The following is a 21,500-nucleotide window of genomic DNA, read 5'->3' as shown; positions in this document are numbered from 1 at the left end:
CGGGCTGGGTGCAGTGGCCGCCGGCAACCGTTCCGGACCCCGTGAAGCCCCCGCATCCGGAACCTGCCTTGCACCGGAGAGGGGTGCCAAAGGCCCGGCTGCCGGCTCAAAGAGCCGGCAGCCGGGCCTTTTTTGGTGGTATCGTTTACCGGTTCACCCGGGCGACTGGTACGCTTCACCTGGGCGGCTGGTACGCTTCGCCCTGATTGTGCCAGGAGATACGACGGTGAAAGCGGATGTTTGAATCAGTTAACGGCTTACCTCTGACTCTTCCATCCTCTACCGCTACTCGCATGCTCCGCTTCCTCAACTCCGCCGTCCGTACTCCTTTTTTCCTGCTGGCCCTGATGCTGTTGGCCGGTACCGCCCGCGCCCAGAGACAACCAATAGTAGCTGCCGGCCCCCGCACCCTGCTTACTTCCGATTCGGTGAAGCTATTTGTGCAGGTAGCGGGCAGGGGTACGCCCTGCCTGTTTGTGCACGGCGGGCCGGGGGCGGGTAGCTACTCGTTTGAGAAGCTGGGCGGCAACCGCCTCGAAGATAAGCTGCAGATGGTGTACCTGGACCAGCGCGGCAGTGGCCGCTCGGGCAGCAGCCGCACCAAAAACTACTCGATGGCCCGCATGGTGCAGGATCTGGAAGAAGTGCGCCAGCAGCTGGGCGTACAGAAATGGGTGGTCATGGCCCACTCCTTCGGCGGCACCATTGCCACCGCTTACGCCCAGAAATACCCCCAGCGGGTGCAGGCCCTGGTGCTCACCAACGCCGTGCTGAACCCGGTGGCCGGGCTGGATAGCATGGTGGCCTACGGTAGCCGCCTGCTGCCCGCCGCCGCCCGCCCCGCCCCCGGCCTGCCCGCCATGCAGCGGTTTGGCATGGTGATGGGTGCGCTGCAACAGCAGAAGCTGGCCGGCCAGCTGCAATTCTCGCACGACTCGCTGGCCGCCCGGGCCATGCGCGCCAGCCGCGCCGTACCCGCCAACTCCGACTTTGCCCAGCAGGTATTCAGCGGCCGCCTGGCTGATTACGGTCAGGATTACGCCCCCGCCACCGCCCAACTCACCATGCCCGCGCTGATAATCCTGGGCAAAGACGACCGGACGACGGGTGCTACGGCCGCCACCTTCCGTTTCCCGCACCAGCAGATAGTTACGCTGCCCGGTAAGCACAACTCCTTCCAGGAGCAGCCCGACCGGTTCCGGCAGGTCGTAACCGACTTCGTGCAGAAGAACCGGTAAGCTTCACCACAATGCAGCGCCCTAGCTGCATAAAACGAATACCGGGCGCGCCCGCACATGTTGTTGCCATCCACTTTATTTTTCTATAGCCGATGTCGTATCCTGCCTCCGCCCGCCTGCTTGCTGCGGCCCTACCCGCCCCGCACTACCACGATACGTACCGCCTGCCGGTAACGGCCGCTCTGCCGGCTTCGGAGGCTGCCCGCCTGCTGTTTGGGCCCGACTTGGCTCCGGGCTGGGTGCGCCACCTGTTGGCCCTGCGCAACACCCTGGCTTCCTGGGTAGGCTTACGGTCTACGCTTCGGCCCGGGCCCGCACCCGATCAGCTGGCACCCGGCGGACAGCTGGGGCCTTTTCGGATATATGCCGTGCAGCCCACGGAGGTTCTGCTGGGCCTCGACGACCGGCACCTCAACTTCCGGGTGGCCGTGCTGACGGCCGAGCCCCACACCGTGGCCCTGACCACCGCCGTACAGTTTCACAACTGGGCCGGGCGCGTATATTTCGCCGGAATTGCCCCGTTTCACCGGGCCGTGGTGCGGGCACTGTTGCGCCGGGCCCGGCCCCGCTTCATGGCCCCGTATGCCTCCCATGCCGTTTCGTGACCGTCTGCTGCTGCTCTGGGGCATTCCCATCGGCTCTTTGCTGGTGCTGCTGCCCCGCGGGCTGCTGCAGGTGCGGTCGGTACCTGAGTTTCTGGCGGCCTGGGCAGTTTCTTTAAGCTTCACTACCGTATTCTGGTTATCGGGCCGGGCCCTGTGGGCCATCCTGTTCCGGCGGTTTCCGGGCATGCACCAAACGCGGCAGCGGCTGTGGCTGCTCGCCAGCATCAATACCACCACTACGGCGGTGGTAACGGTGGTGCTGCTGTCTATTTCGGCCAGGTTGCGCGGCATTCACCTGCCGGTTTCGGTATGGGTTACCGAGTTTGGCCTGAACATGGTACCCACCATCATTGTGCAGCTCATCTACGAAAGCTGGAACTACTTCCGGCAGTGGGCCGACAACGTGCGCCGCGCCGAGCAGCTGCAGAGTGCCAGCACCCGCAGCCAGCTGGAAGCTTTGCAAAGCCAGCTCGACCCGCACTTCCTGTTCAACTCGCTCAACACCCTCTCGGCCCTCATCGAGCCCGACAACGAGCCCGCCCAGGATTTTGTGGAGCAGCTTTCGGATGTGTACCGTTACGTGCTGCTGGCCCGCGACCAGCCCACCGTGCCACTCAGCGAGGAACTGGCCTTCGTGGAAACCTACCTGGCCCTGCACAAAGCCCGCTTCCGCGACAATCTGCGGGTGCGCTGGCAGGTGCCGGCCGCGGCCCACGCCGCCCGGGTAGCGCCCCTGAGCGTGCAGCTGCTGGTGGAAAACGCCCTGAAGCACAACGTGACCTCCCGGGAACACCCGCTGGAGCTGGAACTCTCGGCCGACCCGGTCACCGGCTACTTCACCGTGCGCAACACCCTGCGCCCCCGCACTGCCGGCCTCGCCCCCGGCACCGGCACCGGTCTGCGCAACGTGCGCCACCGCTACGAGCTGCTGCAGGCCCCGCAGCCGGTGGCGGTAACGCAGGAAGCCGGCTGGTTTCAGGTGCAATTGCCGCTGCTGGTTCCCGACGAAAAACGGCAGCTCCACGCCAGCCCGTAGCGCGAAGCCTTTGCTTCGCGTGTCCGTTGCCCGTCCGGGCCGCACCGAGAATACGCTTACTACCTAACTTACCGCCGAACGTCTGGCGTTCGGCCGTGCGCGAAGCAAAGGCTTCGCGCTACACTCCATATACCAATGAAAGTCCTCCTGCTCGAAGACGAATATCCGGCCGCGGAGCGGCTGCAACGGCTGCTGCACCAAGCCGCGCCCGAGGCCCAGGTGCTGGCCGTGCTGGATAGCGTGGCCGGGGCCCTGCAATGGCTGGACGCGCACCCCGCCCCCGACCTGATTCTGTCGGATATCCAGCTGGCCGATGGGCTGAGCCTAGAGGTGTTTGAGCAGACGGTGGTGCGCAGCCCGGTCATTTTCACCACGGCCTATGATGCCTACGCCATCCGGGCCTTCAAGGCCAACAGCGTGGACTACCTGCTGAAACCCGTGAAGCTGGCCGAGCTGACGGCGGCCCTCACCAAGTTGCAGGAATGGCGCACCCCAACCGCCACCCCACCCGTCCCCGACGATACCGCCCAGCGCCTGGAGCGCCTGCTCGACGCCCTGCCCCGGCCGGAGCGGCAGTTCAAAACCCGGTTTCTGGTGCGCAGCGGCGAGCAGCTGCTGCCGCTGGCCGCCACCCAGGCCGCCTGGTTCCAGAGCCGCCACGAAACCACCACCCTCTGCACCCTCGACGGCCGCCGCTTCGTGGTGGAGTACACCCTGGAACAGCTCGAAAGCCTGCTCGACCCCGCCCAGTTCTTCCGCCTCAACCGCCAGCTCCTGGCCCAGCTGCCCGCCGTGCAGCGCCTGCATCCGCACTTCAACGGTAAGCTGCTGGTGGACCTCCACCCCGCCCCCAGCGACGAAGTGCTGGTGAGCCGCGAGAAAGCTGGGGCGGTGAAGAGCTGGCTGGAGGGCTAAGCAAGCAGGCTTACCAGGGTCTGCAGCAGTATTTCTTCCTCGAATGGCTTGGAGATGCAGGCGTTCATACCGGCCGCCAGATACTGCTGGGTATCTTCCTCAAAGGCATTGGCCGTGAGAGCCACAATGGGCACATGCGCCCGCCGTGGGTCGGGCAGGGCCCGAATGGCGGCTGTGGCTTCCACCCCGTTCATGCCGGGCAGCTGAATGTCCATCAATACAATATCGTACTGCTGCTGGGTGGCGGCAGCCACACCCGCCGGACCGTCTTCGGCCTCATCCAGCTCCACCCCCCATTCTTCCAGCAGCATGCGGGCCACCAGCCGGTTAATGTCGTTGTCTTCCACCAGCAGGATGCGTTTATTCTGCAGCAGGTGCTGCCCGGTACCGGCCGCCGTTGGGGTGAGCAGCGGGGCCTTGGTGGCGCGGGGCAGCGTCAGCTGGAAAGAGAAGGTGCTACCCTTGCCCAGCTCGCTTTCCAGCTTCAGCTGCCCGCCCATCTTCTCCACCAGTGCCCGACTTATCGTCAGGCCCAGGCCGGTGCCCCCAAACTGGCGCGTTGTATCGGCGTAAGCCTGCGTGAACGACTCAAAAATGCGCTCCTGCTTATCGGGGGCAATGCCCACGCCGGTGTCGCTGACCCGAAACTCAATGGTCAGAAAATCATCGGTTTCGGCCACCTGATACGCCCCGGCGTGGATGCTGCCCCCGGCGGGGGTGAACTTGATGGCGTTGCTGATCAGATTCAGCATAATCTGGTTGATGCGGAAGGAGTCGCCGATAACCTGCGGATGCGGACAGGTTTCGCGCAGGCGGTTACCGCCCACGGTCAGGCCCTTCTCAATGGCCTGCAACGCCAGCGGCTGCGAGGCCTGGAACATGGCCTCACACAGGTCGAAGGCCTCGGGGGCCAGCTCTAGCTTACCCGACGTAATCTTGGCCATGTCCAGCACATCATTGATGACTTCCAGCAGGTGGCGGCCCGAGCTGCGAATAATACCCAGCAGCTCCTGTTGGCGGGTTGTGAGGTCAGTTTTGGCCAGCTGGCCGGCAATGCCCAGCACCCCGTTCAGAGGCGTGCGGATTTCGTGGCTCATATTGGCCAGGAAGTTGGCCCGGGCCTGCGCCGCCGCCTCGGCTTCCTCCCGGGCCTGCTTGAGCTCCGTTACGTCGGTACTGATACCCAGCACGTGGGGCTCGCCATTGGCCCACGTCAGAGGGCGCTTTACCGTGTGTACCCACCGCTCTTCGCCCCAGGGTAGCAGCAGCTTTTGATCTATCACCAGCTCCTGCCCGGTACTGAGCACCTGGGCATCGGTGGCGGCGTAGCTGGCCATGTTCAGGGCCTGCTGCTCCGCAACGGCAGGCACGGGTTTAGCGGCCGTCAGCCGGGCCAGCGCATCCTGGGTAGCCTGGTTGGTGTACATGTAGTGACCGGACGGGTCGCGCACGTACACCATGCTGGGCAGCGAGTTAAGCACCTGCTCGGTGAATATCTGCTGGGCGCTCCGCTCTTTTTCAGCCTGCACCCGTTCCGTAATATCTACAACGTACAAAAGCACGCTGGCAGCCTCCTTATCCGGCACCAGACACACGGTAAAGGCACGGCCCAGTACGCTTTCTTCCCGCTTCTGCTGCTCCCCCGAGGAGAGAGCCTCCTGCAGCCACCTAATCGTCTGCGCCCCCATCAGGTCGGCGGCCTCGGGGCCCAGTTCGTGGCGCAGGCGCAGGGCTGCGGGGTTGGCGTACAGCTGTTGCCCATCGGCGGTCAGCCGAAAAATCGGGTTGGGGTTCTGCGCCGGAACACTGGCCAGCATCCGGGCCTGCGCCAACTCCTGCTCCAGGCGCAGCAATTCGGCATGAGCAGCAGCTAGGGTTGTGGGCAATTCCATGGCGTGGATACGTCGGTTCTAAGTGGCAGAAAAGCAGGCGGCCGCCACAACGGCCGGCACACGCTACCACAAAGATGATACGCAAACCGCAGTAAATACCCATCGGCCGGCTAATACCTGACCGGCAGGAGCCAGGGCGCGGCCCCTGCGCACCTACCTATCCAGCCAGGCCTTGAAGGTGGCTACCTTCTCGCGGCTGACCAACACCGTGTCGTTGTCGGGGGCGGCGGGCTTGAGGATGGTTTGCAGGCGGGAGTTGGTGTAATGGATGATGTCCTGAATGGATTCGGCGTGGGCCAGGTAGGCGCGGTTGAGGCGGAAGAACTCCAGCGGGTCCAGCAGCTGCTCCAGCTGCTCCAGGGTATAATCGACCACGAAGCGGCGGCCTTCCCGGGTGTGCAGCAGCGTCACTTTTTCCAGGCTGGCGAAATACGCAATCTGCTCCACCGGAATAGCCTTCAGATGCTCCCCCACCCGCACCACAAACCGGGTTTTATACTCCTTGGCGGGCTGGGCCTGCCGCAGGATCTGGGCGAGCAGCGCGGCATCCAGCTGGGGCGCGGTGGTCTGCTGCTGGCGGCGCAGCTTGTCCAGGGCCGCCGTCAATTCTTCGGGGTCGATGGGTTTGAGCAGGTAGTCCACGCTGTTCACCTTGAAGGCGCGCAGGGCGTACTTATCGTAGGCGGTGGTGAAGATGACGGGACTGGTAATGTTGAGCCGCTCGAACAGCTCGAAGCTCAGGCCGTCGGCCAGATGAATATCCAGGAACAGCACATCGGGCGGGTTGGACTGCAGGCGCTGCAGCAGCTCCACGGCTTCCGCTACCGACTCGGCCTGCCCGACCACGGCAACCGGCTGGGGCTGCTTTTGCAGCAGGCCCGCCAGGCGGGCAGCAGCCAGGGGTTCATCTTCGATAAGGACAGCGCGAAGCGGAGCAGAGAGAGTCATGCTGCGAATGTAGGCGGAAGTTATGGCCTCCGAAACGGCTCTGCGTGAAAACCTGGCGCGGCGGCAGCTTAGCGCAGCTCCAGCAGCGGCAACACCACGGTAAACTCGGCCGCCGACTCCTCTATCAGCACCGGCCGGGGCGTGAGGTAGGCGTAGCGGGCCTGCAGGTTTTTCAGCCCCACGCCGGCCGATTCGCCTTCGGCCAGGCGGCGGGCCTGGCGGGAGTTGCGCACCGTGAGGGTGCGGGCATCCTCATCGAGGGTGAGCGTGATGCGCAGGGGGTTACGCTGGGACGTGGCGTTGTGCTTGATGGCGTTTTCCAGCAGCAGCTGCAGCGCCAGCGGGGGCACCAACCAGCTGTCCAGCTGGGCCGCAGCCGGGAAGTGGCGCTCCACCTGCAGCCCCTCGCCCAGGCGGGTGCGCTGCAGAAACAGATAGGCCTCACCAAATTTCAGCTCTTCGGCCAGCGTCACCACTTCCTGGTCCTGCGAGTCGAGTACGTAGCGGTACACCTGACTGAGTTGCCGGATAAAGCGGGAAGCACGGACCGGGTCGTTTTCCTCCACCAATGAGGTAAGCGCATTGAGAGAGTTGAACAGAAAATGCGGATCCAGCTGGCGGCGGAGGCTGTCGGCCTGGGCCTGGGCATTTTCCTTTTCCAGCCGCTCAGCCCGCACCGAGGCTTCGCGCCATTCCAGCAGAAACGAGCGACTGTGCAGAAACAGCGAAATCACCACGGTTATCAGCAGCGGCATCAGAAACTGCTTCCACACCTGGGGCCGCAGCAGCACACTCAAGGGCTCGTGCCAGAACAGCAGCATGGAACCGGCGGAAATCAGCAGGATGACGGCCAGGGATGCCACCAAAGAAAACCCCACTGATACCAGAAACCGCCGCATGGGCTGGGCCCGCCAGTCTACGTGCCGGTTCAGCCACTCCTGAGGGTAGCTGTTCACCAGCCACAGCCCCACCGTATAGCACCAGGAGTGCGCAAAATTGATGGCGAGTTTCCGGGGGTTCTGGACGCAGGCGGGACAGGAACTCAGAGTTACCAGCAGGGCCAGCAGCGTCATGATGAGCAAGGTGCGCCACCACGTCAGGCGGCTGCTGATGTAGCGCCGACCCAGGGCTACATTGTCCGGATGCACGGCGGGGGGCAGCGCCCCGGCAGAAATTCCACTCATATACCAGCAAGATAAGAAGGCCGCAGCAGAGCCCGCACCAGCCGCTGGTACACGGCGCAGTGCGGGCCCCGCCGGGACAGGTTAGTGCGTGCCGGCCGTTTGACTGTAGGCAGCCAGGCGGCCCTTCAGCTGCCGCTCGCCCCAGTTGGGCGACAGGGCGGTGGCGGGCTTGAAGGTGGCAAAGCGGGCCTGGGCTTCGTCGTAGAGCGGTTTGGCGGCCTCGGCACCACCGCCAAACTGCTCGGGCGTGAAGTACACGTTGTTGCCCATTACCAGGTATAGGCGTGGGTTGGCCGGGTTCAGTTTTTTGGCCTGGCTGAGGCACAGCCCAACCTGACTGCCGTAGGTGGCAAAGCGCGTCATCGGCGACACCATCATACGGCCCTGCCCGATGTAGGCTTGTAGCACCAGCAGCTCCGATTCGTCGCCGCCCAGCTTACGGGCCTCTTTCAGGGCGGCATCGGCTTGGTCGAGGTATTTGTCTTTGCTGTCGTCACCTTCTTGGGTGACAAAGCACGTTACCACGCGGGCGTAGGCCTGGTAGTAGCGGGGCAGCCAGTCCTGGGGAGCCACGGCGGCGGCGCGCTCCAGCTTGCCATACACCAGCTTCAGCTGAGCCGGGTCGCCGGTGCTCATCAGCTCCTGAATGGTAGCGCCCAGCTGGGCAGCGTAGGCATCGGAGGCGGTAGTGGCTGCCGGAGTAGCTGCTTGGGCCGGAGCCTGGGCGGTGGCGGCGAAGGAAGCGGCAACGAGGGCAAGGGTAAGCAGGGTCGTTTTCATGGCAGTAAGGGAGTTTGTGGTGGTTGATGCTTCAAAGGTGCCACGCGGCCAGGGCTGTTGAAACTTGCTCTTACCGAAGCGTCGGATTACCCGGATGAAGCGTCGGAGCGGGGGCCTGATCAGTTCTTCGTAAAACCCATTAGAAGTAAAAAACCAGTTCCTTTGTGGCTGCTACGTTTGCAGTCTACACGACCAACCTGCCCCATGTCTACTGCTTCTGAGCCGATGCTGCCCGCCGATGTAGCACAACCCACGGGGTTCCTGCACGCCCTGCTCACGATGTCGCTGACGGCCGTGGCTGTTTTGCAGCCGCGTTATAAGACCGATCAACCTGATATCCAGGATTTCGACTGGGTATACCTGAATGCGGCCGGGCAGCAGATGCTGCGGCAGCCCGAGCGGCCTGCCGCGTCGCTGCTGACGCTATTTCCCACCGCCCAGGCCGACGGAGTATTTACCAAATGCTGTCGGGCCTATGAAACCAGCGAGCTGCAGCGTCACCAGACCAATTACCAGGCCGATGGCCTCGACGGCTATTTCCAGCTGGTTGCGCAACGCTACGAGAATGTGCTGATCGTCAACTTCACCGATACCAACGACCAGCCGCGCTCAGCCGTGGAGCAGGCCCTGCGCGAAAGTCAGGCCCGGGAGCAGGAGGCCAGCACCAGGCAGCGGGGGCAGCTGCGCCGGGATGTGCTGAAGGTGTTTCAGCAGGCCCCGCTGGCCGTGCTAGTAATGCGCGGGCCCACCCATATTGTGGATTACATCAACGACCATGCCCACAAGCTGATTGAGGGGCAGCAGGTGCTGGGGCAGCCGCTGGGCGAAGCCCTGCCCGACTTGCAGGCCCAGGGCTTCGTTGCCTTGCTCGACCAGGTGTACCAGAGCGGGGAAACTCAGCATGGGGAGGAAGTTCTGCTGCTCTCAACCCAACCCGACGGGCAGCCGCCGCGGCCCTACTACTTTACCTTTACGTACCAGGCGTATGAGGAAGAAGGCCAACGGGCGGGCGTGGCGCTGTTTGCCACCGAGGTAAGCGCACAGGTGGCCGCGCGCCTGGTTACGGAGGCCGGGGCCAAACGTCTGCGCCTGCTCACCGATGCCCTGCCCGTGCTCATTGGCTACGTGGATCAGGAGCGGCGCTACCAGTTTACCAATGAGGCGTACCGGGCCTGGTTTCATCAGGCACCGGCCGACCTGCTGGGCCGTCACGTGTGGGATGTAGTGGGCGAAAAAGCCTACGCCACGGCCGCGGGATACATTGACCGGGCCCTGGCCGGGGAGCGAGTCAGCTTTGAGGCTACCATGCACTACCGCCCCGATTTCAGCCGCCACATTCGCACCGATTTTATTCCGGATATGCAGAATGAAACGGTGAAGGGGTTTTATTCGCTGGTGACGGATGTAACGGAGCAAGTGGAAGCACGCCGGCAGGTGGAAGCCCTCAACCAGGAGCTTCTTGCCCGCAACCAGGCTATTGAGGCCAGCAACCTCAAGCTCACCCAAGCCAATGCCGACTTGGATACGTTCATCTACTCTGCCTCCCACGATTTGCGCATGCCCGTGGCCAACATTGAGGGTCTGATTTCTGCGCTCCGGCAGGAGTTGCTTGATGAGCCCGTTATTAAGCGCGACGTAGAGCATATTCTGACCATGATGGACACCGCCGTAACCCGCTTCCAGGCAACCATCGGGCACATCACCGACATTGTGCATCAGCAGAACAGCAACCAAGGCCGGCAGTTGCTGGACCTGGCGGCCCTGGTGGAAGACGTGCGCCTGGACCTGGCGCCTCTGTTAGCAGAAGCCCAGGCTGAGCTATTGGTGGATGTGACGAGTTGCCCCACCCTACACAGCTCTCCCAAAGATGTGCGCAGCATTGTGTTCAATCTGCTCAGCAACGCCCTGAAATACCGCTCCGCCAGCCGGCCTGCCCGCGTGCAGCTGTGGGCTACCTGCGAGGCCTCGTGGCTGGAGTTACGTGTGCAGGACAATGGTCTGGGACTGACCCCGGAACAGCAAAGCAAGCTGTTTGGCCTGTTCACGCGCCTGCACGACCATGTGGAGGGCTCCGGCGTGGGGCTCTACTCCATTAAGCGGCTGGTAGAAAACCGGGGCGGCAGTATTGGGGTGGAAAGCACCCTGGATGTGGGCTCCACGTTCCGGGTGCGGCTACCGCTATAGTCCCGCCCGGCCACGACGAAGGCGCGGGCCCTTCTCTTATGCATCTACTCTGGGGCGCTGTTCAGGTCGGCGGGCTTGTTTTTGTTGATGGAGATGAACACGCCCAGAAACAGCATGCGCGGGGCGGCGGGTGTTACGGCGGTGCGGCCCAGGGTACCATCGGTGGCGGGCTGGGTGGCGTAGCGGTACCCATACACATTGTTGCGGCCCAGCACGTTGCTCACCGAGGCGTACACGATGGTGTACTGCCCCCGAAGGCGGGTAAGGTAACTCACATTCAGACTCACATCTTGGTAGCTGGGCAGGCGGCCCTGGTTATAGCCGGGCTGGGCAGGATTGTGGTAGCGGCGGGGGCTGCCGTAGCTGGCCGTAAAGCCGACCTGGGTGTGGGCTCTGGCAATCCAGTATTTGCCCACCAGGCTCAGGTTGTGGCGCGCCGCAAAGGTGGGCACAGCCAGTACGGGGTCCTGCCGGGCCTGGCGGCGGGTGTCGAGCAGGCCGTAGCTAACCCAATAATCGGTGTTTTTGAGGGTTTTCCGGTCGCGCCAGTACACATCCAGGCCGCGGGCGTAGCCGGTCCCGGTGCTTTGGTAGGCTTGCGGGTTGAGGGGTTGAGAGGCGTCGAAAACAGTGAGGTGACGGTAGGTTTTGTGGTACGCCTCGAGGCGCAGCGTGCGGTTGTCGTGGCTGTACTGGTAGCTGAGCAGCGCGTGGCGGGCCCGCTCGAAGCGCAGCTGCCGGCTTACCCGCAGCAGGTCGTTGGCGGGCGTTTGGTAGAACAGGCCGTATGCGCCCGATACGGTGCCGTACGCGCCGGCCTGCCAGGCCAGCGCCAGGCGCGGGGCAGCATTCCACTCACCCAGCACCCGGGAATATTCAGCCCGGCCGCCTACCCGGGCCACTACCCGGTCGGTGAGGTTAATATCCGCTTCGGCAAACGTGGCGGCGCGCTGCTCCCGGAACCGGCCAGCCTGCCAAGCAGGTGCCCCAGCGGCACTTTGGTAGGTGCGCCGGTAGTGCTGGGCCAGCAGCTCCGTACCCAGCTTCAGGCTCCAGCGGCTGCCGGCCGAGTCGTTCGTGAGCACCAGTCGGGCTACGGCGCTTTCTTCCAGCTCCCGCAGGCGGGCATCATCGGGGCGTACCTGGTTGTCGTCGCGGGTGAGGGCGGCACCGGTGTTCAGGCTCCAGCCCCGCCGCAACGGGCTCCGGAAGCTGGCGTTAAGATAGCCGTTGCCGTTGCGCAGACCCACGGTTTGCTCGGTAGTCAGCGTGGCATCGGGCTGGCGCAAAGCAAGGCGTTGCTGCTGCCATACGCCGTATAGCTTCAGCATACCCGCCTGCCCGGTGCGGTGGCGCAGGCTCACGGAGCTGCCCAACGCCTGCGGTGCCTGCTGCCAGCCAAAGCTCTGCGGTACCAATCCGTAATAGGGCTGCAGATTAGTATAGTCGGCCGTTACGGCGAGGGAGGTCCGCTCCCAGCGCTGCACCCGGCTCAGACTCCCGCCCACCGACATCAGGCTCACGCCGGTCTGGGTTTCGGGGGCCAGGTCGGTGGTATTCAGCAGCACTACGGCACTGAGCGCCTGCCCGTACTCGGCGGAGTAGCCCCCGGTGCTGAACACGGTGCCTTTGAATAAAAAAGGCGAAAAGCGGCCCCGGGCCGGCACGCTGGGCACTGTGCCGCCGTAGGGGGTTTGCACGGGCAGCCCATCGAGGTACGTTTTGGTTTCGCCGGCGGCCCCGCCCCGCACAAACAGCTTGCCTTCGTCGCCCACGCGGGTGGTGCCGGGCAGCGTGTTCAGGGCCCCGGCTACATCACCCAGCGCCCCGGCGGTGGTTACGATATCGAGGGGACGCAGAACGGCGCTGCGCTTTTCGTCGCTGGCCTCGAAAGCCCCGGCCGTAATGGTCACGCCGCCCAGCTGATGGTGGTCGGTGCGCAGTACCAGACGCAGCGGCTCGGGACCGGCCGGCAGGCTGAGCGGCACGGTAAGCGTCTGAAAACCCAAGAGGCTCAACTGCAGCGTGGCCGCGCCGGTCTGGCTGGTTTCGAAGCGGAAAGCCCCCAGCGAGTCGGTGGCAGCCCCGTCAAACGTACCCGGCACAAACACGTTTACGCCGGGCAGGGGCTGGTTTCGCTCGTCGCGCACGGTGCCGTGGAGCCGGCTGACGGTTTGGGCACGGGCGAAGGTGAAGCTGGTAAACAGGAGGAGCAGGAGGCAGAGCAGGCGTTTCATAGCGGCAGCGGCGAAGTGATACCCGAAACTGCCACACTGCCACCGCCGCTGAAACTTGCCGTTACCGAAGCGTCGGATCAGTGGGATGAAGCGTCGCCTGACTCCCATTACCGGATCTGCCTTACTCCGTCACGACAATCATCACCCCAAAATCCCCGTCGGTCTGCCGCCAGCCCTGAGCCGGTAGGTACGCCCTCGATACAAACCCATCCAGGTACAGCGCGTTGCGGCATCCCCGCGCCTGGAAATACCGGGCCAGCTCATAAAACGTCACCTTCTCCCGTGATAGTACCAGCAGCACGCGGCCATCGGGCAGCACCCCTACCCCGTTGCGGATCTGGCGGTTGCGGGAACCGGCCCGGAAGGCCGGGTGCAGTTGGCCATTCAGCACCAGCATCGGCCCCGATTGGGTGGCGTACCGCACCTGCTGCACTGAGGCAAAAGAATCAGTGGAGCACACGCCGGCCAAGCGCTGCCGGGTGAGGTAGAACACGCCGTTGGGCCGGAGGTAGAAGTTGCCCACGCCCCTGCTCGTGTCCAGCGGAGTCAGCTCCCGGCCATTTTCGATGTACAGCCCCACGGGCACATTGCCGGCGTGGTACATGCCGCCATTACCGGCAAACTGCAGCGGTTGGCCCCGTTGTGTCAGCCAGCTATGCAGGCGGCCCAGGCTGCGGAAGGGCTTGCCGGCGTCATCCTGCCAGTACAGGGCCACCGTCTGCCGCTGCGGGTCGGCGGTGTAGGTGAGGAAGCGGACAGCGGCTGGTTGCTTCGGCTTATCAGGCGAAGTGCAGGCGCTGAGCAGGCCTAACAGTGCTGCCTGTATTACACAGCCGACCAGTTTACTACCCACTAAACAGCTTGAGTACGATACATTACATCAGTGCGCAGCACATACTTTACCCCTTGTGTTACCTCGCTGCCGGCATGATACAGGTTATGCAGGAATATCAATGCCATTCCTTGCCTGGGCTGTATGTGTAGCTTCTGAAAAGTAGTATCGCCGCCTTGAAAATTATCGTTGAGGTAAATCATGAAAGTGTAGTAACTGGCTTCCGTCTCGCTACGGATGTAGCTTTCGTCAAAGTGTCCTTTGAACTGATGCCCCCGCTGGTAGCGGTAAAACCGAAACAGCTCGTTTAGCCCCACGGCCCGGCTGTTGCCGAGTTGGGCCGGCAGAAACGGCTGCGCCTTGTCCCATAGCGTCTGGGCTAGCTCCTCATTTTTATAAAATGCCCGGTTGTTGTTCCGCACGCCCGTGTGCACCCGGCTACCGCTGGCCGTATTTACTTTGGCCAACTCATACCCGATAGTTTCGCTTAACACTAAGTAGTCCAGGCATTCCTTGCGCGTGAGAAAATCCTCTATCGTGAATATGGAATCGGTGATTCGTGTCAGTTTCATCTAGAAAATATAGTTAAAATAGAAAAGGGGAAATGCTACGCATTAGCTACCCCGGCAGCGTCAGCCGGAACTCGGTGCCTTCCTCCGGACCAGATTCCACTTGCAGCGTGCCCTGGTGGCCGTTCACCACAATATCGTGCGCCAAGGAGAGGCCCAGCCCGGTGCCTTCGCCCACGGGCTTGGTGGTGAAGAAGGGCTCGAAAATGCGCTGCTGTACCTCTGCGCTCATGCCGGCTCCGTTGTCGCGCACCCACAGCTGCAGCGGCCCGTCGGGCAGGCGGCGGCTGCCGATTTCCACGGTGGGCACGTAGGCCGGACCTGCACTGAGCTGGCGCTGGCGCACGGCGTACAGGGCGTTGGTGCACAGGTTCAGCAGCACCCGCCCCAGGTCCTGGGCTACCACGGCGACTTCGGGCAGCGCGGGCGCAAACTTCGTCTGCAGCTCCGCCTCAAACCCCGGAAACTGCTGCTGCACGGCCTCATAGGCCAACCGCAGATTTTCCTGGGCCAGCTGGTTGAGGTTGGTGAGCTGCCGGGGCTGCTGGCCGGTGCGGGCGTGCTCCAGCATGCCTTTGATAATGGCCGTAGCCCGCTGCCCGTGCTGGCTGATGTTCTGTAGATTCTGTTTCAGGCCATCCAGAATTTCCCGCTCCAAGCGGCCGTCGCGGGCCAGTTGCTGGGCCCCGTTGATTTCGTCAACCAGCGTAGTGCTTACCTCAGCAAAACGCTTCACAAAGCTCAACGGATTCTGCAGCTCGTGCGCCACGCCGGCTGTCAGCTCACCCAGAAACGCCATTTTCTCGCGCTGCACCAGCATCAGCTGCGCTTCCTTCAGCTCCGCCAGGGAAGTTTGCAGGGCCGTGTTGGTACGCTGCTGCTGCCGGTCGTGGCGCACCAGCAGGGCCAGCAGCAGCAGCAGCCCGGCCACGCCGGCCAGTAAGCCATACGTCTGATACCGGTTGCGCAGCGCCTGCTGGTCAGCGGCAGCCTGTTGCTGCTGCTGGCGGTCCAGGTAGTTCACGTTTTGCAGGCGCATCACTTTCTCCTGCCCGAAGAGCGTATCCTTCATGGCCACCAGCTCTTTCTGATAGCGAAAGGCGCTGTCTAGCTGCCGGCGCTGCTCAAACTCCTGCGTTAAAATCACGCTGGCATTGAGCACGCCCCGCAGGAAGCCGTTGGCGCGGGCGGCCTGCACACCCAGTCGGGCGTAGTAAATGCTGGAATCGGGCTGCTGCAGCTGCTGGTATAAAGCGGCCATGCCCAAGTAAGAAAAGTTCAGACTGCGCAGATGCCGCCGCCGCTTCGACTCGGCCACGCTGCGGCGGTAGTAGCTCAATGCTTCCGGAAAGCGGGCCTGTTTGCGGGCCACATTGCCCAGCCCGTACAGGATGTAGTTGGTAGATGAGTGCAGCCGCTGCGCCAGGGCATACGCCCGGTCCTGGTAGTAGGCAGCCGAATCCACCTGGTTGTACAGGTCGTAGGCCAGCCCGATGTTGCTCAGGTCCACTACAATGCGGCGCTCATCGTGCAGCAGGCTGTCCAGCCGCAACCCCTGAAAATAGTACGAGAGGCCCAGTTGCCGGTCGCGCAGGTACACGTAAATAATGCCGATGCTGCGCATGTTCTGCGACTGAAGCGCCGTGTCGCCCACTTGCTCGGCCAGGCGCAACGACGTCTGGAATAGCTCCAGGGCGCGGGCCAGATTACTTTCGCGCAACGCCGCGCCCAGGCGGTTCAGCGCGGCCCCTTCGCCCCGGTGGTTGTGGGTGCGCCGGGCCAGCGCCAGGGCCTTACGGGAATACGCCGCCGCCGCTTCCGTATCGGAGGCCCACAGCTGGTCGCTGATGCGGCACAGCAGCTGCACGCGGCTGCTATCCGACTGCGGAAGGCGCTCCAGCGCCTGCAGGCTGTCGAGGGTGGAATGCCAGAGCGGCTTGCGGGTCTGGGCCACCGAGAGCATGGGTAGTACCAGCAGCACCAGCAGCAACCGGAGGCGGCCGAAGTTCAGAAAAGCAATAGGAAACAGGTTGGGCACGGTACTACAGTTCACGACTGTCAGTCGGTGCAGGGCAGACAGCTGAACAGTCTGCAAATATTCATCAAAAAACCTGAATCATTGCGGCTACTGTTCAGCCGGCTTTTTCTGTGCAACGGCCTGTATATTTGGACTCCACCGGCTTGCCCTCGTATTCATGCTCCGCTTTTTTACCCGCCCTGCGGCGGCCTCGCCTGCGCAGGTTGATCCATTACTGGCCTTTGTGCAGGAAATCGGCCTTGCGGTGCGGGAAGCGCCGCTCCGGCAGCTCACATTTCTGCCGGGCCTGCTTATTGCGGAAGGCCAGCTGGTAGTTGACCGTCGCCGGCTGCTGTATGCCGGAGATATTCTGCACGAAGCAGGCCATCTGGCCGTAACCACAGCCGCCGAGCGGCCCACGCTGGGCGGCAACATCACCGAAAACAACCCGGAGAAAGAAGGTGAGGAAATGGCCGTCCTGGCCTGGACCTATGCTGCTTGCCACCATCTGAACCTGTCGCCGGCCGTGGTATTTCATCCGGCGGGCTACAAGGGCCAGAGCGAGTGGCTGATTCAGCAGTTTGAGAGTGGCAGCTACCTGGGGCTGCCCCTGCTGGTGTGGATGGGCCTGACTACCCAATCCGATTTTCCCCGGATGCACCGGTGGCTGCGGGCGTAGCTGAGCGGAACCACCTCTCCGCTGCCAGCTCCAGCAGCACGCCGGCCAGTACGCCCACGGCGTAGCACAGCAGGTCGCTCCACAGAAAGCCGTGGCCCAGCACCAGCGCGCCCAGCGTAGTAGCCCGGATGGCCTGCAGCCATGCCGGGTGCCACAGCTGGCTGATTTCGATAACTACGGCAAAGCAGAGGGCCACGGCACCCGTGCGCCAGCTGCTCCAGCGGGGCCGCAGCAAGCCAACCAGCCAGTACACCAGCAACGCCCATAGCGCATCACCGGCATAACTGGCCACAAACGGCGGCAGCCACCCACCAAACCGCCGCGAAGCCAGGCCCAGCCCCATGGTACCTGCCAGCAGCAATGTGTACAAGCCAAACGACCGGGGAGCACGCATACGCAGAAGGTAAAGGGAGTTTTAGACAAGAATACGATGCGTACCTCACACTCGCACCGCTACCGGGCGGTCATTCAGTGGCCGGCGTTGTACTTTTGGGCCGGCTGCCCCTATTGCAGCACGCGCCTGTTTTCCTTCACCTCATGACGCTGACCTGGATTCTCAAGCCTTTCGCCAACCTCACGCTCACGGAGCTGTACGCGCTGCTGCAACTGCGCTCCGAGGTGTTTGTGGTGGAACAAACCTGCCCGTTTCAGGATATTGACGGATTGGATCAGGCCGCGCACCATTTGCTGGGGCTTACTCCCACTGGCGAGTTGGCGGCTTATACCCGGCTGTTTGCGGCGGGCATCACCTACCCGGAGGCCAGTATCGGGCGGGTGGTAGTGAGCCCGCGCTACCGGCGCTACGGCCTGGGCCGGGAGCTGCTGCACCAGTCCATTGCCGCCGTGAGTCAGCAATTTGGCCCTCAGCCCATTCAGATTGGGGCGCAGCTGTACCTGCAGGCATTTTACGAAGGTTTCGGGTTCCGGCAGGTGGGCGACGGGTACCTAGAAGATGATATTCCGCACATTCACATGGTGCGGGCATAACGCCAAAAAGCCCGATGCGCGGGCACCGGGCTTTTTTAAGTCAGAAATCAGGGTTCTCAGATGTTCAGCTTCACCAGCTTCATGCCCAGCTGGTTTTGCTTTTTGAGGTAGTCCACCATCATCACGTAGCCGGGCTTGGCCGGGTACACAAAGGAATTGGTGGCCGTGCTGGTACCATCAATCTTGTCGAGGGTGAACTGCCCGTTTGCGCCAAAAGCAATGTTGCCCACAATTTTCTTGGTGGCTTCGCCCTTCTCTTTGTCGTAGTTGATGTACACCACGTTGAAGAGTGAGTTGCTGCTGTTGCGCTGCAGGAACTGGTAGTCAAAATCCCCCTGCGACTTAATTACCTGCCCAATCAGGCCAGCCCCCATCATGCCCACGCCGGGCGGCAGCATGGCCTTGGAGCGGTCCTTGGCATAGAACTTCACAGTCGAGAGTGAGTAGTCGGGGTTCAGCACGAAGATGAGCATGTTGCCAATCTGCCCGTTGGTGGGACTGGCCTTGCCCCCCAGCGCCAGGGCGGCAATACCCAGGCCATCGGCTACTACCTTGTACTGTTCGGCCACAATGTACATCGTGCCATCGGCGCCCTTCACAATGGAGTGCGTGAAGTTCACAAAGCCATCTTCCATACTGGCTTTGGCCTCGGCCGGCAGAGCGGCTTTCACCTCTTTCTGCCAGCTGTAGGGCTTGGCCCCCAGCAATTTTCCGGCTTCTGTAAACCGCTTGATGTATAAGCCCTGGCTTTTGTTCACGAACGGCTTATCATCGAGCTTGTAATATTCGCCCACGGCCACAAACTCACGCTTCTCCACATCGAACGAGAAGGAGCTGAGCGAGAGTTGCTCGGTTTTGCTGGTTTCCACGGGCGCTTCCATCACCTTTTTGCCGGTGTTCACGTCAATGGCGACCATGTAGGAGTTGAATTTCTTCGACATCAGCCCGTCGCGGCGCAGCACGGTGCCTACCAGGTACTTATCGGTCACTTCCCGAATAACGAAGCTCTCGTAGTATTTCGACTTGGGGTCGGAAGTTAGCCGCCACTTGGGGTTCAGATTGTTGTCGTACATCTGCAGCGCGTAGCCTTTCATCAGGCCATCGTAGCTGTTGCGCACGAAGCCCTTGTCGGCAATGGGCGTGAGTGTGAGGCCACCCATTGTGTTTTCGGTGTTGCCGTCGCTGCGCACCATCTGGTTAATCATCATTTTATCCCCCTTCGAGAGGTCTTCAATGACTTTCGTGCCCAGCTTTTTGAGGCTGGTATCGTAGGTTTCGATTTCCAGCGTACCCTCCTTAAAGTTGCAGAAGTATAACCCGAAAGCCGTGCCGTTGAAGGAGTTCTGCAGCAGCGTGTACCGGCCGGAAGGCTTCTGAATGGTAATATTCGACACCTTATTCAGGTCCTGATCAAAAAAGTCGAGGTGATAATTGTCGTTTTTGCGGTCGGCTTTGTCGGCGCGGGCGTACAGGATGTAGCCCTTCACTTCATTACCGGAATAGATGGGCGAAATACCGGAGCGCGGCATGCTCTTGACACCGTCCAGCGTCTGGGTCTGGGCGCTGGCAGCAGCCGCCAGCGAGAAGGTCAGCACGGCCGTGAGCAGCGTGCGTTTTAACTGAAACATACGGGAGTAAAAGGGTAAAATGGAGAGAGATTAACGGGTTTTTCGGCCGGTGGCAGCCGGTGCGGGAAATAGAAGCGTAGTGAACCGGCCCGCGCGGAATCGGGCCTGATATTGCTGCCGAAGCGCCGTGGCCTGGGGCTGGTCGGCGGCCAGCATGGCGGCGGCGTAGCGGGCGGCCAAGGTAAACTCATCGTCGGCCGGGGCTGGGGCCAGCTGCGCGAAACAGGCGCTCAGCTGTTTATACTCGGTGGTGCGCAGCCCATACAGCACCGTGAGGAGCTGGTTGAAATTAGCCGGATTGTGCTCCGACATATTGGACACCACCTCCGTGAAGCGGTGGTCAAGCTGGTAGTGCTGCAACTCGTACAAGCTCAGCAGCACCATGGAGCGCAGGTAGGCATTCTGCGGGTCGGAGCGCAGCTGCTGCAGGGCGTCAAACAGAGCGTGGTCGTAGCAGTCGGTATCAAACCAGCTTTGCACCACTTCCAGCCGACTGATGCTGCGCAAACGGGCAAACTCGGGCGTTACAGGCTGGGTCCCCTCGGCAATCTGGCCGGCCGTTAGCTCGCGCAGGTAGCGCATGCGCTTGGCACAATCGGGGTGCGACTTAAGGGTATCGGTGGTTTGCAGTACGGTTTTTTCGGGCGTCTTCACCGTGAAGATGGACTGCGGCCGGGCGGGGGCCGCCTCGAAGGTTTTGGGAAACTCGGCGCAGCTGAAATAGCGGCCCAGCTCCAGCGGCTCCTTCACCACGGGCTCGTCGATGTGGTCCAGCAGCTCCAGGGCCCGATAGGCCTGCGGGGCCTCGTAGGTGGTGCGCTTTAGTAATACGTAGCCCAGTGAATCGGCCTGCCGCTCGTGGCGGCGCTGGTGGTAGCTGCCGTCCAGAGAAAGGCCCATCACCAGATCCTTCATGCGGGAGTTGATATTATACTCCGCCTGAATAATGCGGCGCACCTGCCGCCGCATCTCGCGGCTGTGCAGGGTAGTCAGCCGTTCCTGAATACTGGTTTCCATGTGTCGGCACTGGATGTGCGCCAGCTCATGGCAGAGCACAAAGGCCAGCTGACTTTCATTTTCCAGGCCGGGCAGCAGCCCCACATTCAGAATGACGGTGCCATTGCCCACGGCGTAGGCATTGGCCTGCGGGTTGCGCGTGAGCACCAGCCGGGCCGAAGCCACCTGCGGGTTGGCCTGCTGAATCTGCCGGAACACGCGCTGCACCATAGCATTCAGCTCCGCATCGAGCAGGGCCGAGTGCCGGATGGCGTTGTATACTTCCGAAGATGTCTCGCGCACAATGCGCTTATAATGCTCCCGGTACTCGCTGTTGCCGGTTTTGGCCGCACCCAGGTGCGCCTGAATAGCCGTGCGGTGCGCTACCGCCAGTTGGTAGGCCTGCGTGGTATCCGCCGAGTAGTAGGGAGTGTAGGTAGTTTGCTGGGCAGCGGCCGTACCTGCCTGCAGGCATAGCCATAGTACTCCAATAAGAACACGAATCATACAACTGAAACCTGTGCGGTTTCCGGGTTGATAGCAATTATGAGAGCGTTAAAACTACTGGGTGCACCGGAAAAAAACCACTGCTGGTTCAGCTATATTTTTTTCACTTCCGTATGCAGGAAGTTGCACAGTCAATATTAGCCGACCGACGGCGTGGTGAACAAGTGGAAACGTGATACCTAGTACTCCAATTTTATACCCAGCAGGCCGGCCGATACGATTACTGTGGTTTTGTCAAGTACTTTTGGTCCGGCTAGCCGACAGTC

Annotated in this window: 18 protein-coding genes; 7 read left to right on the top strand and 11 right to left on the bottom strand. The window is 62.3% G+C overall.

The window, feature by feature from the left end:
- Positions 1-293 precede the first annotated feature (293 nt).
- The 4 genes from EI291_RS09405 to EI291_RS09390 all read left to right on the top strand — a co-directional run bounded on the left by EI291_RS09405 (position 294) and on the right by EI291_RS09390 (position 3,794).
- On the top strand, positions 294-1,238 hold the full coding sequence (locus EI291_RS09405; RefSeq protein ID WP_170172587.1) for an alpha/beta fold hydrolase: 945 nt from the start codon (positions 294-296) through the stop codon (positions 1,236-1,238).
- 92 nt (positions 1,239-1,330) lie between these two features.
- Entirely contained in the window at positions 1,331-1,843 is a 513-nt protein-coding gene (locus EI291_RS09400) for a DUF2867 domain-containing protein (RefSeq protein ID WP_125419564.1), read from the top strand.
- A complete protein-coding gene (locus EI291_RS09395; protein WP_170172586.1) occupies positions 1,830-2,879 on the top strand; it encodes a sensor histidine kinase in 1,050 nt (349 codons plus the stop codon). Before EI291_RS09400 ends, EI291_RS09395 begins: the two co-directional genes overlap by 14 nt.
- A 135-nt stretch (positions 2,880-3,014) precedes the next feature.
- A complete protein-coding gene (locus EI291_RS09390; protein WP_125419562.1) occupies positions 3,015-3,794 on the top strand; it encodes a LytR/AlgR family response regulator transcription factor in 780 nt (259 codons plus the stop codon).
- On the opposite strand, the gene EI291_RS09385 is transcribed toward EI291_RS09390, so the two are convergent.
- From EI291_RS09385 to EI291_RS09370, 4 genes are all read right to left on the bottom strand, one after another.
- On the bottom strand, positions 3,791-5,686 hold the full coding sequence (locus EI291_RS09385; RefSeq protein WP_125419561.1) for a PAS domain-containing sensor histidine kinase: 1,896 nt from the start codon (positions 5,684-5,686) through the stop codon (positions 3,791-3,793). The genes EI291_RS09390 and EI291_RS09385 overlap by 4 nt on opposite strands.
- A 153-nt stretch (positions 5,687-5,839) precedes the next feature.
- On the bottom strand, positions 5,840-6,634 hold the full coding sequence (locus EI291_RS09380) for a LytR/AlgR family response regulator transcription factor (protein ID WP_125419560.1): 795 nt from the start codon (positions 6,632-6,634) through the stop codon (positions 5,840-5,842).
- Positions 6,635-6,702: 68 nt separating this feature from the next.
- Complete coding sequence (locus EI291_RS09375) at positions 6,703-7,818, bottom strand: sensor histidine kinase (RefSeq protein ID WP_125419559.1); 1,116 nt, start codon at positions 7,816-7,818, stop codon at positions 6,703-6,705.
- A gap of 81 nt (positions 7,819-7,899) precedes the next feature.
- A complete protein-coding gene (locus EI291_RS09370; protein WP_125419558.1) occupies positions 7,900-8,598 on the bottom strand; it encodes a hypothetical protein in 699 nt (232 codons plus the stop codon).
- Positions 8,599-8,802: 204 nt separating this feature from the next.
- Between EI291_RS09370 and EI291_RS09365 the strand changes: the two genes are divergently transcribed.
- A complete protein-coding gene (locus tag EI291_RS09365) occupies positions 8,803-10,782 on the top strand; it encodes a sensor histidine kinase (protein WP_125419557.1) in 1,980 nt (659 codons plus the stop codon).
- 44 nt (positions 10,783-10,826) lie between these two features.
- Here the strand turns inward: EI291_RS09365 and EI291_RS09360 are convergent, their stop codons facing one another.
- The 4 genes from EI291_RS09360 to EI291_RS09345 all read right to left on the bottom strand — a co-directional run bounded on the left by EI291_RS09360 (position 10,827) and on the right by EI291_RS09345 (position 16,473).
- Entirely contained in the window at positions 10,827-13,019 is a 2,193-nt protein-coding gene (locus EI291_RS09360; RefSeq protein WP_170172585.1) for a TonB-dependent receptor, read from the bottom strand.
- 121 nt (positions 13,020-13,140) lie between these two features.
- Positions 13,141-13,872, bottom strand: a complete 732-nt coding sequence (locus EI291_RS09355; RefSeq protein ID WP_240635471.1) for a phosphodiester glycosidase family protein — start codon at positions 13,870-13,872, stop codon at positions 13,141-13,143.
- On the bottom strand, positions 13,872-14,423 hold the full coding sequence (locus tag EI291_RS09350) for a 2OG-Fe(II) oxygenase (protein WP_125419555.1): 552 nt from the start codon (positions 14,421-14,423) through the stop codon (positions 13,872-13,874). The genes EI291_RS09355 and EI291_RS09350 overlap by 1 nt, the downstream gene beginning before the upstream one ends.
- Before the next feature lie 46 nt (positions 14,424-14,469).
- Positions 14,470-16,473 (bottom strand): tetratricopeptide repeat-containing sensor histidine kinase, encoded by a 2,004-nt coding sequence (locus EI291_RS09345; protein ID WP_148103398.1) that lies wholly within the window; start codon positions 16,471-16,473, stop codon positions 14,470-14,472.
- Between the two features lie 142 nt (positions 16,474-16,615).
- Here EI291_RS09345 and EI291_RS09340 point away from each other — a divergent pair, with 142 nt between their 5' ends.
- The gene (locus tag EI291_RS09340; RefSeq protein ID WP_125419553.1) at positions 16,616-17,116 is read left to right on the top strand and encodes a hypothetical protein; all 501 of its coding nucleotides are present in this window, start codon (positions 16,616-16,618) and stop codon (positions 17,114-17,116) included.
- Here the strand turns inward: EI291_RS09340 and EI291_RS09335 are convergent.
- Positions 17,070-17,510 (bottom strand): ribosomal maturation YjgA family protein, encoded by a 441-nt coding sequence (locus tag EI291_RS09335; RefSeq protein WP_205701583.1) that lies wholly within the window; start codon positions 17,508-17,510, stop codon positions 17,070-17,072. The two genes, EI291_RS09340 and EI291_RS09335, sit on opposite strands and share 47 nt — an antisense overlap.
- Positions 17,511-17,653: 143 nt before the next feature.
- On the opposite strand from EI291_RS09335, the gene EI291_RS09330 reads away from it, so the two are divergent.
- A complete protein-coding gene (locus EI291_RS09330) occupies positions 17,654-18,103 on the top strand; it encodes a GNAT family N-acetyltransferase (protein WP_125419552.1) in 450 nt (149 codons plus the stop codon).
- Positions 18,104-18,159: 56 nt separating this feature from the next.
- Here EI291_RS09330 and EI291_RS09325 read toward each other — a convergent pair whose 3' ends face one another.
- On the bottom strand, positions 18,160-19,731 hold the full coding sequence (locus tag EI291_RS09325) for a DUF6770 family protein (protein WP_125419551.1): 1,572 nt from the start codon (positions 19,729-19,731) through the stop codon (positions 18,160-18,162).
- A gap of 30 nt (positions 19,732-19,761) precedes the next feature.
- Positions 19,762-21,234 carry a M48 family metalloprotease gene (locus EI291_RS09320; RefSeq protein WP_125419550.1) on the bottom strand — a complete coding sequence of 491 codons (1,473 nt, stop codon included), beginning with the start codon at positions 21,232-21,234 and terminating at the stop codon, positions 19,762-19,764.
- Between the last annotated feature and the right edge of the window lie 266 nt (positions 21,235-21,500).

The organism is Hymenobacter rigui (assembly GCF_003944715.1).
GTDB classification, from domain to species: Bacteria; Bacteroidota; Bacteroidia; order Cytophagales; family Hymenobacteraceae; genus Hymenobacter; species Hymenobacter rigui.
The sequence above is the reverse complement of the archived record's forward strand: the minus strand, read 5'-3'. Positions and strand labels throughout refer to the sequence as shown.

Coding starts and splice junctions, on each gene's coding strand:
- EI291_RS09350 (WP_125419555.1), bottom strand. CDS start 14,423: ATGAAACTGACACGAATCACCGATTCCATATTCACGATAGAGGATTTT.
- EI291_RS09335 (WP_205701583.1), bottom strand. CDS start 17,510: ATGCGTGCTCCCCGGTCGTTTGGCTTGTACACATTGCTGCTGGCAGGT.
- EI291_RS09375 (WP_125419559.1), bottom strand. CDS start 7,818: ATGAGTGGAATTTCTGCCGGGGCGCTGCCCCCCGCCGTGCATCCGGAC.
- EI291_RS09320 (WP_125419550.1), bottom strand. CDS start 21,234: ATGATTCGTGTTCTTATTGGAGTACTATGGCTATGCCTGCAGGCAGGT.
- EI291_RS09395 (WP_170172586.1), top strand. CDS start 1,830: ATGCCGTTTCGTGACCGTCTGCTGCTGCTCTGGGGCATTCCCATCGGC.
- EI291_RS09405 (WP_170172587.1), top strand. CDS start 294: ATGCTCCGCTTCCTCAACTCCGCCGTCCGTACTCCTTTTTTCCTGCTG.
- EI291_RS09370 (WP_125419558.1), bottom strand. CDS start 8,598: ATGAAAACGACCCTGCTTACCCTTGCCCTCGTTGCCGCTTCCTTCGCC.
- EI291_RS09330 (WP_125419552.1), top strand. CDS start 17,654: ATGACGCTGACCTGGATTCTCAAGCCTTTCGCCAACCTCACGCTCACG.
- EI291_RS09385 (WP_125419561.1), bottom strand. CDS start 5,686: ATGGAATTGCCCACAACCCTAGCTGCTGCTCATGCCGAATTGCTGCGC.
- EI291_RS09360 (WP_170172585.1), bottom strand. CDS start 13,019: ATGAAACGCCTGCTCTGCCTCCTGCTCCTCCTGTTTACCAGCTTCACC.
- EI291_RS09365 (WP_125419557.1), top strand. CDS start 8,803: ATGTCTACTGCTTCTGAGCCGATGCTGCCCGCCGATGTAGCACAACCC.
- EI291_RS09390 (WP_125419562.1), top strand. CDS start 3,015: ATGAAAGTCCTCCTGCTCGAAGACGAATATCCGGCCGCGGAGCGGCTG.
- EI291_RS09380 (WP_125419560.1), bottom strand. CDS start 6,634: ATGACTCTCTCTGCTCCGCTTCGCGCTGTCCTTATCGAAGATGAACCC.
- EI291_RS09340 (WP_125419553.1), top strand. CDS start 16,616: ATGCTCCGCTTTTTTACCCGCCCTGCGGCGGCCTCGCCTGCGCAGGTT.
- EI291_RS09400 (WP_125419564.1), top strand. CDS start 1,331: ATGTCGTATCCTGCCTCCGCCCGCCTGCTTGCTGCGGCCCTACCCGCC.
- EI291_RS09325 (WP_125419551.1), bottom strand. CDS start 19,731: ATGTTTCAGTTAAAACGCACGCTGCTCACGGCCGTGCTGACCTTCTCG.